General features: G+C 72.6%; 11 protein-coding genes, 2 tRNA genes and 1 riboswitch. Of the genes, 7 read left to right on the top strand and 6 right to left on the bottom strand.

Going from position 1 to position 13,895, the window contains the following annotated elements; genetic code table 11:
• The first annotated feature begins 91 nt into the window (after positions 1–91).
• Positions 92–164: transfer RNA gene (locus ACIQJT_RS39035), tRNA-Lys, on the top strand.
• A gap of 82 nt (positions 165–246) precedes the next feature.
• Here ACIQJT_RS39035 and ACIQJT_RS39030 read toward each other — a convergent pair.
• Positions 247–1,374 (bottom strand): dihydrofolate reductase family protein, encoded by a 1,128-nt coding sequence (locus tag ACIQJT_RS39030; RefSeq protein WP_402650300.1) that lies wholly within the window; start codon positions 1,372–1,374, stop codon positions 247–249.
• 70 nt (positions 1,375–1,444) lie between these two features.
• On the opposite strand from ACIQJT_RS39030, the gene ACIQJT_RS39025 reads away from it, so the two are divergent.
• Both ACIQJT_RS39025 and ribA read left to right on the top strand, forming a co-directional pair.
• A complete protein-coding gene (locus ACIQJT_RS39025; protein WP_365464533.1) occupies positions 1,445–1,954 on the top strand; it encodes a MarR family transcriptional regulator in 510 nt (169 codons plus the stop codon).
• Between the two features lie 119 nt (positions 1,955–2,073).
• Positions 2,074–2,715: a GTP cyclohydrolase II gene (ribA, locus tag ACIQJT_RS39020; protein WP_365464536.1), complete on the top strand. Its 642-nt coding sequence runs from the start codon at positions 2,074–2,076 to the stop codon at positions 2,713–2,715.
• A gap of 19 nt (positions 2,716–2,734) precedes the next feature.
• On the opposite strand, the gene ACIQJT_RS39015 is transcribed toward ribA, so the two are convergent.
• Entirely contained in the window at positions 2,735–2,995 is a 261-nt protein-coding gene (locus ACIQJT_RS39015; RefSeq protein ID WP_365464539.1) for a hypothetical protein, read from the bottom strand.
• Positions 2,996–3,114: 119 nt separating this feature from the next.
• Between ACIQJT_RS39015 and ACIQJT_RS39010 the strand changes: the two genes are divergently transcribed.
• The 3 genes from ACIQJT_RS39010 to ACIQJT_RS39000 all read left to right on the top strand — a co-directional run bounded on the left by ACIQJT_RS39010 (position 3,115) and on the right by ACIQJT_RS39000 (position 5,792).
• Positions 3,115–3,188: transfer RNA gene (locus ACIQJT_RS39010), tRNA-Met, on the top strand.
• A gap of 318 nt (positions 3,189–3,506) precedes the next feature.
• A riboswitch (cyclic di-AMP (ydaO/yuaA leader) is annotated at positions 3,507–3,664 on the top strand.
• 11 nt (positions 3,665–3,675) lie between these two features.
• Positions 3,676–4,701: a M23 family metallopeptidase gene (locus ACIQJT_RS39005; protein ID WP_365464542.1), complete on the top strand. Its 1,026-nt coding sequence runs from the start codon at positions 3,676–3,678 to the stop codon at positions 4,699–4,701.
• A 146-nt stretch (positions 4,702–4,847) separates the two neighbouring features.
• Positions 4,848–5,792, top strand: coding sequence for an aldo/keto reductase (locus ACIQJT_RS39000; protein ID WP_365464545.1), 945 nt, complete (start codon positions 4,848–4,850; stop codon positions 5,790–5,792).
• 12 nt (positions 5,793–5,804) lie between these two features.
• Here the strand turns inward: ACIQJT_RS39000 and ACIQJT_RS38995 are convergent, their stop codons facing one another.
• The 4 genes from ACIQJT_RS38995 to ACIQJT_RS38980 all read right to left on the bottom strand — a co-directional run bounded on the left by ACIQJT_RS38995 (position 5,805) and on the right by ACIQJT_RS38980 (position 10,981).
• Positions 5,805–7,163 (bottom strand): PrsW family intramembrane metalloprotease, encoded by a 1,359-nt coding sequence (locus ACIQJT_RS38995; protein ID WP_402650299.1) that lies wholly within the window; start codon positions 7,161–7,163, stop codon positions 5,805–5,807.
• A gap of 49 nt (positions 7,164–7,212) precedes the next feature.
• Entirely contained in the window at positions 7,213–8,085 is an 873-nt protein-coding gene (gene trmB, locus ACIQJT_RS38990; protein ID WP_402650298.1) for a tRNA (guanosine(46)-N7)-methyltransferase TrmB, read from the bottom strand.
• A 177-nt stretch (positions 8,086–8,262) separates the two neighbouring features.
• Entirely contained in the window at positions 8,263–9,483 is a 1,221-nt protein-coding gene (gene lhgO / locus ACIQJT_RS38985) for an L-2-hydroxyglutarate oxidase (protein WP_365464553.1), read from the bottom strand.
• Between the two features lie 73 nt (positions 9,484–9,556).
• Positions 9,557–10,981, bottom strand: a complete 1,425-nt coding sequence (locus ACIQJT_RS38980; RefSeq protein WP_053852608.1) for a hypothetical protein — start codon at positions 10,979–10,981, stop codon at positions 9,557–9,559.
• Between the two features lie 682 nt (positions 10,982–11,663).
• Here ACIQJT_RS38980 and ACIQJT_RS38975 point away from each other — a divergent pair.
• Positions 11,664–13,751, top strand: coding sequence for an asparagine synthase-related protein (locus ACIQJT_RS38975; RefSeq protein ID WP_365464556.1), 2,088 nt, complete (start codon positions 11,664–11,666; stop codon positions 13,749–13,751).
• Positions 13,752–13,895 lie beyond the last annotated feature (144 nt).

Here is a 13,895-nt window from a genome sequence, read left to right as displayed (position 1 = left end):
GCCCGTTCCGTCCGTCCGACGCGGCCGTGTCCCCGATACCCGATCGGAGACACGGCCACGTCCGGCTATGCTCGGGGAGGCAACATCGCCTGGGCCCTTAGCTCAATTGGCAGAGCAGTGGACTTTTAATCCATTGGTTGTGGGTTCGAGTCCCACAGGGCCTACCGGTGGCAGGTGGCGTCCGGGTCGGCTTCGGTCGGTTCGGGCGCCGCTTCGTTTCCGGGGACCCGCACCGCGGTCCCCGCGTCACGCCAGGTGGCGGTTGGGGGCCTTCGCCCGCTCCTCGTGCTCGTCCAGCACCAGCACGTCCACGCCCTTTCCCGTGAGCAGGCCCGTTCCGTCGGCCCCCGCGACGAAGGTGTCCGGTTCCCGCCAGGCCGTCACCACCCGGCGCACTCCCGCGTCCAGGATCAGCCGGGCGCAGGGGGCCGGCCGGGAGGCGCGGTGGGTGCAGGGCTCCAGACTGGTGTAGACGGTGGCCGCGGCCAGCCGGGGATCGGCCGGATCGATCTTCGCCAGCGCCGCCTCCTCCGCGTGGACGACCGGGTCGCCGCCCTCCCTGGAGTGGCCGCGCGCCAGCTCCGTGCCGTCGGCGGCCACCACCACCGCGCCCACGCTGAACGCCGTCCGCGAGGGCGGGCACTGAGCCGCCAACTCGCAGGCCAGCGCGAGCCAGTGGTGGTCCGCGGCGACCGGGACCAGGCCGGTGCCGGGGGCCGTGGGCTCGTAGCGCATCAGCACCACGTCCTCGATCCGGCGGGTCTCCACCAGGCGCAGCCGGCCGGGCTGGTAGGTGCCCGGGCCGAAGAGGCGGGGGGCCTGCGGGCTGCCGACGAAGAGGGGGGCCAGGACGAGCTGCACCTCGTCCGCGAGGCCCTGCTGGAGGAGCTGGGTGTGGATCCGGCCGCCGCCCTCCACCATCAGCCGCTCCACACCGCGCTCCCCGCGCAGGTGCTCCAGCAGGCGGCGCCAGTCCAGGGCGGGGCCGAGGGAGACCACGTCGGCCGCCAGGCCCAGGGCGCGCGCCCGTGCCGCGCCCTCGTCCGTCGTGAAGACGAGCTTGTCGCCGCCGGTGTGCCAGAAGTTGGCGGCCGGGTCCAGCTCGCCCGAGCCGCTGACCGTGACCTTCAGGGGGTACGGCGGCTTCCCGGCGGCGACCCGGGCCGCGCGGCGGGTCTCGGAGTTCACCAGCAGGCGGGGGTTGTCGGCGCGGATCGTGCCGGCGCCGACGAGGATCGCGTCCACGGAGGCGCGGACCTCGTCGACTCGGTCGAAGTCGGCCGGGCTGGACAGGAGGAGGCGGTCGGGGCCGGTGTCGTCGAGGTAGCCGTCGAGGGAGACCGCGGCGGAGAGGAGGACGTAGGGGTGGGGCATGAAGGGGCTCCCCGGCGTGTCGAGAAACATCGGTCTTGGTTCAAGTTTGAAGCAAACCTACACTGGGAGCATGACGACCCGCTGGCTCAGCCCCGACGAGCAGCGAGCCTGGCGTGCCTACATCGCCGCCTCGCTCCTCCTGGAGGACACCATCGACCGGCAGCTCCAGCAGGAGGCCGGCATGCCCCACCTGTACTACTCCATCCTTGCCAACCTCTCCGAGACCCCGGAGCGCCGGCTGCGGATGACCGAACTCGCCGAGGGGCTGAAGATCACCCGGCCCCGGCTGACGTACGCGGTCGCCCGGCTGGAGAAGGACGGGCTGGTGCGGCGCGAGAGCTGCCCCTCGGACAAGCGGGGCAGCGTCGCGGTCCTCACGGACGAGGGTATGGCGGTGCTGGAGCGGGCGGCGCCGGGACACGTGGAGACGGTCCGTGGCGCGCTGTTCGACCGGCTCACCCCGGAACAGGTGGGGCAGTTGGAGGAGATCTTCACGAGTGTCACCGCGGGACTCCAGGGGGAGGGCGGACCCGCCGAGGAGGTTCCGTGGCGCCGGCGGTCCTCCCCGTCCTGCTCCTGAGGGTGCGTGTGACGAGTGCCATAAAGGCGTTGCTTCAAATTTAAAGCATGAGGTAGGGTCTCGATCAGTAGGACTGCTTCAAAACTGAAGCAGATATGCCCACGGAGCGGAGTACCCGCATGCCCGACCTGCCCGCCGCCACCCAGCGCTCCCGCGTCCACGTCCCGCTGCGCTTCGGGGACGGCTACCGCGTCGACGCCGAGCTCGTCACCTTCCACGGCCTGGCCGACGGGCGGGAGCACCTCGCCGTCGTCCTCGGCGACCCCGCCCCCGGCACCGTCCCGCTGGTGCGGCTGCACTCCGAGTGCCTCACCGGTGACGTCTTCGGCTCCGCCCGCTGCGACTGCGGCCCGCAACTGCGCGAGGCGGTCGAGCGCATAGCCGAGCGCGGCGGCGTCCTGCTCTACCTCCGCCAGGAGGGCCGCGGCATCGGCCTCTACAACAAGCTCGACGCGTACGCCCTCCAGGACCAGGGTCTCGACACCTACGCCGCGAACACCGCGCTGGGCCTGCCCGAGGACGCCCGCGACTACACGGCGGCCGCGCAGATGCTGACCGCCCTGGGCATCGGCGAACTCGACCTGCTCTCCAACAACCCCGACAAGGCGGGTCAGTTGAGGGACCTCGGGATCGGCGTCCACGACCGCGTCCCGACCGGCGTCTTCACCACCGCCCACAACGTCCGCTACCTCCGCGCGAAGGTCCTCCAGACCCAGCACACGCTGCCGCTGGGCGAGTTGACGGAGCTCGGGGTCGGCTGACGGCCGCCCGGGCGGGTGCTCACTCGCCGGAGCCGCCCGCACCGCCCTCGTGGTCCCGCACCCAGTTCCGGTGGGCGCCCGAGCCCTCGCGGCCGGGCGAGAGCCTCAGCACGGTCCCGTCGTCGATCTGCTCCAGGCTCGTCACCACGTAGCGGGAGCCCGTGTGCACCGCCAGCCTGATGCTGCCGTTGCCGAACTCCGTCACCCGCAGCGTCCGGCCGCCGGAGAGCGGGATGTCCCGCTTCCCGATCTCCGCCGGCCGCCCGTCGGCTGCCGTCATGTCCCCTCCTCGTTCCTGTGAGGAGCGCCACGGTACGCCGCTCCGCGCGGCCACCGGGGCCCCTGGAACAACCCTGGCGCGAACCACCTCGCGGATGACGTATGCTGGTCACACAACGACGCGGGGTGGAGCAGCTCGGTAGCTCGCTGGGCTCATAACCCAGAGGTCGCAGGTTCAAATCCTGTCCCCGCTACTGAAGGCTCAGGGCCGGAATCCAGTGAATGGGTTCCGGCCCTGAGTGTTTGTGCGTCCGCGCCCGGCCGGAGGGTTCGCAGCGGCCTTCGTCACGCCGGGTGAGCGGATGGGCGCCCTCCGCATAGCGACTGACACACCGTCAACACCCCTGTGCCGTCTGAGTCGTGGTCAACTCGCCCGTTTTTCACCGTTCATGGGCCGTAAGTCCAGCGGGATTTCGTTAATGATCAAGCGGAACAGCTTGGAATCGGGCCCCCGGGTCTATTAACGTTCGATAACGCAGCGCGGTCGTCCCAGCCGTCACAAGAGACGGCTCCGTGCTCACGCGCCGAATTCCGCAAGGGAACCGGGGAACCACCACCTTGGGGTGAATCGCTCGTAGTCCGCCGTGGCAGCACGGTGGATATACGCGCGTAGGAGACCTTCCTGCTCCGAACCCGTCAGCTAACCCGGTAGGCGAGAAGGAAGGAAAGGAGTGCGCCCACGTGGCGTCCAACCCGCCTGCCCCCGAGGCGCCGTACGTTCCGAGCGACACCCTCGTGTACGGCGGCTACCGTGCCGACGACGAGGCTCCGCTCGGCGAGTGGAACCCGACCGCGGACTCCCTCGCTCCCGTACGAGGCCGGCATCGCGTAGCAAAGCAGCGTGGCGGCGGATTCGCCCGTAGCTCCACCGTCCTGGGCGTCGGCGTCATAGCCGCGGTCAGCGCGGGCGGGATGGCCAGCGCCAACACCGGCAAGCCGCCGGTCTCCATCTCGATGCCGGACCTGCCCAACGTGGGCTCGCTCATCTCGGACGACTCCGACCCGGCCGCCGCCGACACGAGCGCCTTCAGCAGCGTCGGCGCCACCACCGCCGGCACCGCCGAGGGCGCCTCGGACGCCGGTGAGGCACTGCGCTCGCGCATCCTGGCCCAGGCCGAGGTGCAGCAGGACCAGATCGACACCAAGGCCGCCCAGGCCGTCGCGGACGCCGCCCAGAAGGAGGCCGACGCGGCCGCCGCCAAGGCGGAGAAGGAAGCCCAGGAGAAGGCCGCCGCCGCCAAGAAGAAGGCGGAGGAGGAGGCCGCGAAGAAGGCCGAGGCGGAGCGCCTGGCCGAGCTCGCCAAGCAGTACACGCTGCCGACCTCGTCGTACACCATCACCTCGACCTTCGGTCAGGCCGGTTCCCTGTGGTCCTCCGGCTACCACACGGGCCTCGACTTCGCCGCCCCCACGGGCACGCTCATCAAGGCGGTCCACAGCGGCACCATCACGGAGGCCGGCTGGGCCGGCTCCTACGGCTACCGCACGATCCTCACCCTCGACGACGGCACCGAGCTGTGGTTCTGCCACCAGTCCTCGATCAGCGTCAGCGTCGGCCAGAAGGTCGCCACCGGTGACGTCATCGGCCGCGTGGGCGCCACGGGCAACGTGACCGGCGCGCACCTGCACCTGGAGGTCCACCCGGGCGGCTCCGCCGACGGGATCGACCCGATGGCGTGGCTGCGCGGCAAGGGTCTCAACCCCTGACCCTCCCCCGCGAACTCCGACAGCCCTGACGACGTCCCCCCGACGTCAGGGCTGTCGGTGTGTCGGAGCAGCCGACCCCGCTTGTTTGCGAGGACTTTGCGGCCGTGCCGGAAGGCCGGCGTCCGGCACTGGCGTTGACGTATGGCATGACTTCTCTTCGCAAGCTCGGCTCCTCCGGCCTCGAGGTCTTCCCGCTCTCCCTCGGCGGCAACGTGTTCGGCTGGACCGCCGACGAGGCCACCTCGTTCGCCGTCCTCGACGCCTACACCGCGGCCGGCGGCAACTTCCTCGACACGGCCGACTCGTACTCGGCATGGGTGGACGGCAACTCCGGTGGCGAGTCCGAGACCATCATCGGAAAGTGGCTGGCGGCCCGCGGCAACCGCGACGACGTCCTCATCGCCACGAAGGTCAGCCAGCACCCCGACTACCCGGGCCTGAGCGCGGCGAACATCAAGGCGGCGGCGGACGCCTCGCTGCGCCGCCTCGGCACCGACCGCATCGACCTGTACTACACCCACTACGACAAGCCGGAGACACCCGTCGAGGAGATCATCGGCGCGCTGGACGAGCTGGTGAAGGCGGGCAAGGTACGGGCGATCGGAGCCTCCAACATCTCCGCCGCGCGCCTTGCGGAGTCCCTCGACTTCTCCGACCGCGAGGGCCTCGCGCGCTACACCGCCCTCCAGCCCCACTACAACCTCGTCTCGCGGGACACCTACGAGGGCGAACTCCAGGCCGTCGCCTCCCGGCAGGGTCTCGCCGCCGTCCCGTACTTCGCCCTCGCCTCCGGGTTCCTCACCGGCAAGTACCGCGTCGGCGAGACCGTGGAGAGCCGGCGCAGCGCGGGTGCCGCCAAGCACCTGGAGACCGAGCGCGGCCGGAAGGTGCTCGCGGCGCTCGACGACATCGCCGAGTCCCACACCGTCCCGGTCGCCACGGTCGCCCTCGCCTGGCTCGCCGCCCAGCCGACGGTCGCGGCCCCGATCGCGTCCGCCCGCACGGTGGAGCAGCTCCCGGCGCTGCTGAGGGTGGCGGAGCTGACCCTGACGGAGGAGGAGCTGGGGCGCCTGACGGAGGCGTCGGCGTAAGGGGAGGCCGGCCTACGTCCGGTACGGGTTGTACGCGGGGTAGGGCACCGCGTGCGCCGGGTGGACCGGGTGCGCCTGCTGGGCGGGGTGGGGCGGGTGGCCGTACACCCCGTACACCGGCCAGGGCGGCGCGGCCACCGGTACCGGGGGTGCCGTCGTCCGGGCCGCGTGGTCCAGGGCGGGGCGGGCCACGTCCCGCCGGCGCCACAGCTCGTGCAGCAGCTCCCGCTCCCGTACGACGAAGTCGGCGTTCGCCCGGCCGAGCCGTCCCCGGCGCCGCAGGAACGCCAACGACGTCGCGTACGCCTCGTACTGCGCGACCGCCCGCGCCGCCGCCCGCCCGCCGAACTGCCGCCGCGCGTACTCCCGCGCTATCCGCCGGGCCCGCATCGAGCCCAGTACGTACGGCTCGGCCGGCGTCAGCCACCCGGCGGCGGCGTACGCGGGCAGTTCCTCGCGCACGGTCCGCAGCTCCCGCTGCCGCGTCCAGATGACCAGCCAGGTCAGCAGCGCGAAGGCCGGCACCATGAACGTCGCGTACACCGCGAAGAAGCCGTACTCCCCGAACGTCGACGAACCGTTCCACATCGCGTGCATGCCCATCGCGAGCAGCAGTCCGGACAGCGGGACGAGAACCCGCCGTACGTGCTGGCGTTCCGCCGACAGCGCGGAGATGCCGAAACCGATGCCGGTGAGGACCGTGAACAGGGGGTGCGCGAAGGGGGACATCACCACGCGCACGAAGAAGGTGGCGGCGGTGACGGAGGCGATGCCGCTGTCGCCGGTGAGCTGGTCGGTGCCGAAGGCGGTGCCGAGGTAGAGGATGTTCTCGGTGAAGGCGAAGCCGGTGGCGGTGACCCCCGCTATCACCACGCCGTCGACGATCCCGGTGAAGTCCCGTCTGCGGAACAGGAAGACGAGCAGGACGGCTGCGGCCTTGGCCGACTCCTCGACGACCGGCGCTATCACGGTCGCGCCGAGGGTGTCCGCGCCCGTCGGGTCGGCGGTCGCCGTCGCTATCCACTTCGTCGCGAAGCTGTTGGCGATGATCGCTATCAGCGCGGCCGCGCAGGCGCCCCAGGCGAAGGCGAACAACAGATTGCGCCAGGGCCCCGGTTCGACCCGGTCGAGCCAGCGGAACGCGGCTATGAGCAGCGGTACGGGCAGGACGGCGAGCCCCAGCCCGACCAGGAACCCCTCGGTGCCGGTCTGCTGACGGACCAGGGCGAGGATGACGAGCCCGGACAGCGCCAGGAGCGTGGTGAGCGCGCCGTAGCGCACCGACTTCCGCTGCCACCAGTGCGCGTGCCGCAGACCACCGCCCGCGGCGGGGTCACCGGGATACGTCGGATACGGGGGACAGGTGGCCACAGCATCGACCTTAACGAGACAGAGGCCCCGCCCGCAGGAGGGCGGGTGCTCAGGCGCCGGTGGGGGACTGGTCGGGTCGGTCGCCGTGCTGTACGCGGCGGAACAGCAGGTCGTTCACGACATGTCCCTTGTCCAGTCCCTGTCCCTCGAAACGGGTCAGCGGCCGGAAGTCGGGACGCGCCGCGAAACCGCCGCCGGCCTGGGTGTTCTCGAAGTCCGGGTGCGCGGTGAGCACCTCGAGCATCTGTTCGGCGTACGGCTCCCAGTCGGTCGCGCAGTGCACCAGCGCGCCGGGCTTGAGGCGGGTCGCGGCCAGGTCCAGGAACTCGGGCTGGATCAGCCGCCGCTTGTGGTGCCGCTTCTTGGGCCAGGGGTCGGGGAAGTACACGCGCAGTCCGTCGAGCGAGTCCGGGGCGAGCATCTCGCGCAACAGGATGATGGCGTCGCCGTTGCCGACCCGGATGTTGGACAGCTTGTGCTGCTCGGCGAGATTGAGCAGGTTGCCCTGGCCCGGGGTGTGCACGTCGACGGCGAGGATGTTGGTCCCGGGATCGGCGGCGGCCATCTGCGCGGTGGCCTCGCCCATCCCGAACCCGATCTCCAGGACGACGGGGTTGTCGTTCCCGAACAGCTCGCCGAGGTCGATCGTGCGCTGTCCGTCGATGTCGAGGCCCCACGTGGGCCACAGGCGCTGCAACGCGTCCGCCTGCCCCGCCGTCACCCGGCTCCGCCGGGGCTGGAAGCTCCGGATCCGCCGCTCGAAGTGCGACCCCGCCGGATCGGCACTGGGCCCGTCGGGAAACCGCGGCTCCCCTTTGGCCCGGGTGTGCCGAACGGACACACCAGGAGCATGCGGAGCGGCCTCGCCGGAGTCGGTGGACCGGGACCGGGGGGCTTCGGAGGCGTTGAGGGAGTCAGACACAGTGGGGTCGATTTTACGGTGAGGCGGGGGCGGGGGCGTCATGGATGTGCGGAGGTGCCTCGGGCGGTGGGCGGGGGTGGGTTCTGGGGTCCGGGGGTGTGGTCGGTTGGGGGGCTCCCATGGGGGGCTCCCAGTGCCTGGGTCCCGGTGCCCCCGGCCGTCGAGCCGTCCGGTCTCTCACGCCGAGCGCAGGGTCTCCAGGGCGCGTCTGGCCACCTCTCGGCCGATCGGGAGGGAAGCGGTCGCCGCGGGGGAGGGGGCGTTCAGGACGTGGACCGTCCTCGCTCCCTCGCGGATCAGGAAGTCGTCCACCAGCGTCCCGTCCCGGAGGACCGCCTGTGCGCGTACTCCGGCGGCCGCGGGGACCAGATCGTCCGGTGTGACGGCGGGCAGCAGTCTTCGGACCGCCGCGGTGAACGCCCTGCGGGACACCGAGCGCCGCAGCTCCCCCGTGCCGTACCGCCAGTGCCGCCGGGCTATCTGCCAGGACCCGGGCCACGCCAGGGTCGCGCCGAGCTCCCGCGGTCGTACGGTCCCCCAGTCGTACCCCTCCCGGGCCAGGGCCGGCACCGCGTTGGGTCCGATGTGCACCCCTCCGTCGATCCCGCGCGTGAGATGCACCCCGAGGAACGGGAACGCCGGGTCCGGCACCGGATACACCAGGCCCCGCACCAGCTCGGGCCGCGCGAGCGAGTAGTACTCGCCCCGGAACGGCACGATCCGCATACCGGGGTCGTCCCCGGTCAGCCGCGCCACCTCGTCGCAGTGCAGCCCGGCGCAGTTCACCAGCACCCGCGCGCGTACGACGTCCCCCGCGCCCGTCAGGACGGCGACCCCGAGCTCCGGGCGCCGGTCGATCCGCCGCACCTCGGCGCCGTAGCGGATCTCCGCGCCCGACGCCTCGGCCAGCCGGCGTGCAACCCCGACGAAGTCGCACACACCGGTCGTCCCGACGTGTATGGCGGCGAGCCCCTCCACCTCGGGCTCGTACTCCGCGATCTGGGCGGCGCCCAGCTCCCGCACCGGAATGCCGTTCTCCCGGCCGCGCTGGACCAGGCCGTGCAGTCGCGGCAGCTCGCTCCGCTCGGTGGCGACGATCAGCTTGCCGGTGACGGCGTGGGCGATGCCGTACTCCGCGCAGAACTTCACCATCTCGGCGGCCCCGCGCACGGCGTACCGCGCCTTGAGCGAGCCCGGGCGGTAGTAGATCCCGCTGTGGATCACCCCGCTGTTGCGCCCGGTCTGGTGCCGGGCGGGCCCGGCCTCCTTCTCCAGCACCACGACCCGGGTGCCGGGCGCGCTGCGCGTGATCGCGTACGCCGTGGACAACCCGACGATGCCCCCGCCGACCACGAGCACATCGCAGTCGTAAGCGATCCCGGACAGCACCTGCACCACCTCCCACCCCCGATAGTGCACTGCACCACTGACAGTCACTTCAAACGCGGGAGGCGGGGCCGCCGTCCGGGTCTCACGCCGGAGCCATCAGAAGCGGCCGGGCCCGCTCCCGGAGCTCCACCACCCGGGGCTCGTCCCCGTACGGCTCCAGCCGGTGCAGGAGGTCCTTCACGTATTCGGTGGTGCGGGCCGAGGAGATGCGCCCCGCGACCTCCACCGCCCGCACGCCCTGCTCGCACGCCGCGTCGAGATTGCCCGACTCGAGTTCGGCGACCGCGGAGACCACGAGCCGCAGCCCGTGCGAGCGTACGAACTCCTCCGTCGGCTTCGACAGCGCCTGCTCGGTGAAGCGGCGGACCTGGCGCGGGGCCTTCAGGTCGCGGTAGCACTCGGCCGCGTCGGCGGCGAAGCGGTCGTAGGAGTAGAAGCCGAGCCACGACGGGTCGTTGTCCCCGTCCCGGGACCGCTCCAGCCACCCCTCGGCCGCCTTGAGCGCCGCTCCGGCCGCGGCCGCGTCGCCGGCACGCGCGTGTGCCCGCGCCTCGACGAGCCGGAAGAAGCTCATGGTGCGGGCCGTCGCCAGCCCCCGGTTCCGCTCCAGCGCGGCCTGCGCGAGGTCGACGCCCTCGTCGCCGAAGCCCCGGTAGGTCGCCTGGAGCGACATCGACGCCAGCACATAGCCCCCGAGGGGGACGTCGGCGGCCGCGCGGGCCAGCCGCAGTGCCTGGATGTAGTACCGCTGCGCCGCCTCCTGCTGGCCGGTGTCGAAGGCCATCCAGCCCGCGAGCCGGGTGAGTTCGGCGGAGGCGCCGAACAGGGCCCGGCCCACCTCGTCGGAGTACGAGCCGAGCAGCAGCGGTGCCGCCTCCACCCGTAAGCACTCCGGCACCATGGACGAACGCCAGTCGCCGCCTCCGTACTTGGAGTCCCAGCGCCTGGCGTCCTCGGCGGCCTCCCGCAGCTTCTGCACGTCGCTGTGGCCGACTTTGAGCGGTGCGCCGGAGGCTTCCGCGGAGTTCACCTCCCGCGCGACCGAGCTGTCGGCCGGGGTTATCAGCCACCGCGAGGCGGGCGTTGCGTATGCGCTCACTGCGAAGGAACCGGCGAGCGACTGCCAGATGCCGCCCGCGCCGGACCGGCGCCCGGCGAGGTCCAGGCGGTACAGCTCCGTGGCCGACCTGACGGCCTGGCCGACGTCCCTGGGGAAGGCGAGGCCCACCTCCGGCGCGGGGTCCGCGTCCGCCAGGCCGATCTCGTGGAGCGGCACCGGGCGGCCGAGCTTCTGGCCGATGGCGGCGGCGATGAGGTGCGGGGCCGCTCCCTGCGGCACCATCCCCTTCGACACCCAGCGCGCCACCGACGTCTTGTCGTAGCGAAGAGTCAACCCGCGTTGAGCGCCAAGATCGTTGACGCGACGCGCGAGTCCTGCGTTGCTGATTCCCGCGAGGGCGAGAACGGCGCCGAGTTTTTCGTTCGGCCCGCGTTGCTCCCTGGACATGCGCCACCCCTCGACACAGACGGCTGCCGCGCTGGCATAACCACGCGGCATTCGTAAACCCAGCGTAGTTCGCCGCATCCCAAGCGTTAAGGGGCATTGTTCCGGATGGCGGGATTGTGGTCCGTACTGAAGTGCGGGTCCGATACGCGCAGTTGCGTCGTGCTCCTGATGTGTGGCCGTGCGCCCGTCCGTGCGCTCTTCTCCGGCCACCGGGGGAGCGCTTCCATGGATGGTGCGTGGGTCGGCCCGCTGTACTGGATCCAGTGGGCTGGGGGACACCGCCGCCTCCATCCCCGCGGGCGGCGGACCGGCCCGGGGGGCGAAGTGGCGTCTCCCGGGCTGCGCGCCTGTCGTGCGGCGCGCGGGTGTGTACGGAGCGTGCGCGAGCCTGTGTCCAGGTCGCCGATTTGGCCGAAAACCGACCCTCTTCCCTGCGGGCGATCAGCCCTCCCACCATGGCAGTTGAGGGCGCGTTAGGCGTTTTTGGGGAGCGTATCGGGGGCGCATTCGCGTCGCACGCTCCTTGCCCAGCAGGCCTGTTCACAGGCGTACGCGGGTGTTCCCGGGGGCGCGTTCCCCGCATCCCGAGCGGCCCCACCGGCCCTCCGGCACGCTTCCTTCATGGCAGCATGGTGACCGGTTCGAACGGTGCACTGGTTGTCCACAGCCTGTGGAGGCGTCGATGCGGTGGTTGGTGGGATGGAGCAGCACCGCCGCGGGTGTCTCCGGAATCGGGACGGCGGGAGCCACCGGAAGCGACGGCGAGACCGTGCACCCGGTGGGTTCGCACCTCCTGTGGGGAGACCCGGACCCGCTGTGGGCGGTCGGCGACTGGCGCCCGGACGAGGTGCGCGTGGTCACGGTCGACGCGCAGACCCGGATCGCGGTCCTCGGCACCTGCGGGGCCTCCGACGAACAGCTCCGGATCGGACTGCTCGCCGCGCGCGGAGGAGCACTTCGGCATCTGACGGCCTGGTCGGGCGCGTACACGGCGGTGGTGCAGGTGGGCCGCCGGATCACCGTCGGCGGCGATCTGGCGGGCGCCCGGCCGGTGTTCTACACCCCCTGGGCCGGCGGCACGGCCTACGCGACCGCGGCCCTGCCCCTCGCCGACCTCATCGAGGCCAACCTCGACTTCGGACACCTCGCCGCGCTGCTCGCCGCCCCCGACGTACCGGCCGCCCTCCACGACTCCACTCCCTACGAGGGCGTACGGCGCATTCCGCCGGGGCACGCGCTGATCCTGCGCAACGGCGCCCGTGAGATCGCCGGCTACGAACCCGTCGCCTCCCTCGCCGTCGCCGCGCCCTCCGCCGACCCGGACAGCGCGGTCGACGCGGTGCGGGACGCGCTCGTCGAGGCGGTCCGCGCCCGGCTGTCCGCGCCCCGGCACGTGCCCGACATCGACCCCGGCCCGGTGCCCGGCATGGGGCCCGCCGAACGGCGTGCCGCGCGCGGGATGCCGGTACCGGGGATCGGGGCCGACCTGTCCGGGGGGCCCGCGTCCGGGACGCTCGCGCTGCTGGCCGCCGGGCTGCCGGGGATGCCGGGAACCGTCCTCGGACACGGCACCGGGGCCGGTGAGCGGCTGCTCGCGGTCACCTTCAACGACCTGGCCGTGCGCGGGCGGGAGGCCGAGGTGGAGCGGGCCGGCACGCTCGCGGCCAATCCCCGGCTGCACCACGTGGTGGTGACCGGCGGCGAGGAGACACTCCCGTACGCCGAACTCGACGGGCCCCTGACCGACGAACCCGGTCCGTGCCTGGTGACGGCGGCGCGGCACCGGGCCCGGCTCGCCGCCGGCAGCGCCGACCACTTCACCGGGTACGGGGCCCGGCAGGTGCTCGACGCCCACCCGGCGCGCCTCGCGGACCTGCTCATGGACCGCAAGCGGCGCCACCTGGTCCGGCCCGTGGCCGCCCTGACCAAGGCGGACGGTTCCGTGCTCGTCCCCGCGCGCGTGTACGGCGCCGCGCGGAAACTGGCCCGCACGCCGTACCGGGTCGGTCTGGAGATGCTGGCCGACCGGCTCATGCACCAGCGCTTCGACGAGCCCGGGGGTGCGGTGGGGGCGTCCCTCGCCGCGCTCACCTGGGCCAGACCGGGGCCCGCGGCGCGGTGGCTGACGGGGGAGGCGCTGGCTGAAGTATCGGTTCGCCTCCAGGGGGCCACGCAGCGCTCCGGGGTGGGTCCCGGGCAGCATCCCGGCGACTTCCGCGCGCGTGCGGCGCTCGCCCGTCACGCGTCCGACCTGCGGGTCCTGGAACAGGCCGTGGAGATCCGCTCCCAGCGGCTGCACGCGCCCTTCCTGGACAACCAGGTGGTACGGGCCTGCCGCGCCCTGCCCGAGGCGCTGCGGGTCCGGCCGGGGGCCCGCGCGGAGATCCTCCGTACGGTCCTGGAGGGCGCGGGCGTCTCCGACCTCCCGCCGGGCTGGGGCGCCCCGTCCCACGCCTCCTCGGCCGCGGCGACCCGTACCGGGCTGCGGGTGGCGGCGGACTCGCTGATGTCCCTGTTCGGCACGCCGTTGCTGGCGCAGGCGGGGCTGGTCGAGGCCCGGGTGGTGCGCAAGGCGCTGCGGGCGGCGGCGGAGGGTGAGCCGCTGCCGTTGGACGGGCTGGCGGACCTGGTCTCGCTGGAACTGTGGCTGGGGCGGTTGCTGGCGCGGCGGGGGACGTGCTGGACGGGAACGCCGGCACGCGCGCGTGCGGTGCCGGCGGGGATTCGGCCGCAGCGGGGGGCGTTGGGAGCGGGTGCCTCCGGCGGTTGAGCCGGTTCTTGTGCGGGTGTGGGTGTGGGTGCGGGTTCGGTGGGGGCGGGCGTTTTGCGCAGTTCCCCGCGCCCCTGATGCCTGCGGCGCAGCCGCCTGTTCGGTGGGGGCTTGGGTAGCGCGTGCGGTGTGGTGGGTGGGTCG

The sequence above is a fragment of the Streptomyces sp. NPDC091972 genome (assembly GCF_044756385.1).
Classification (GTDB): domain Bacteria; phylum Actinomycetota; class Actinomycetes; order Streptomycetales; family Streptomycetaceae; genus Streptomyces.
This window is presented reverse-complemented; position numbering and strand designations above follow the sequence as displayed.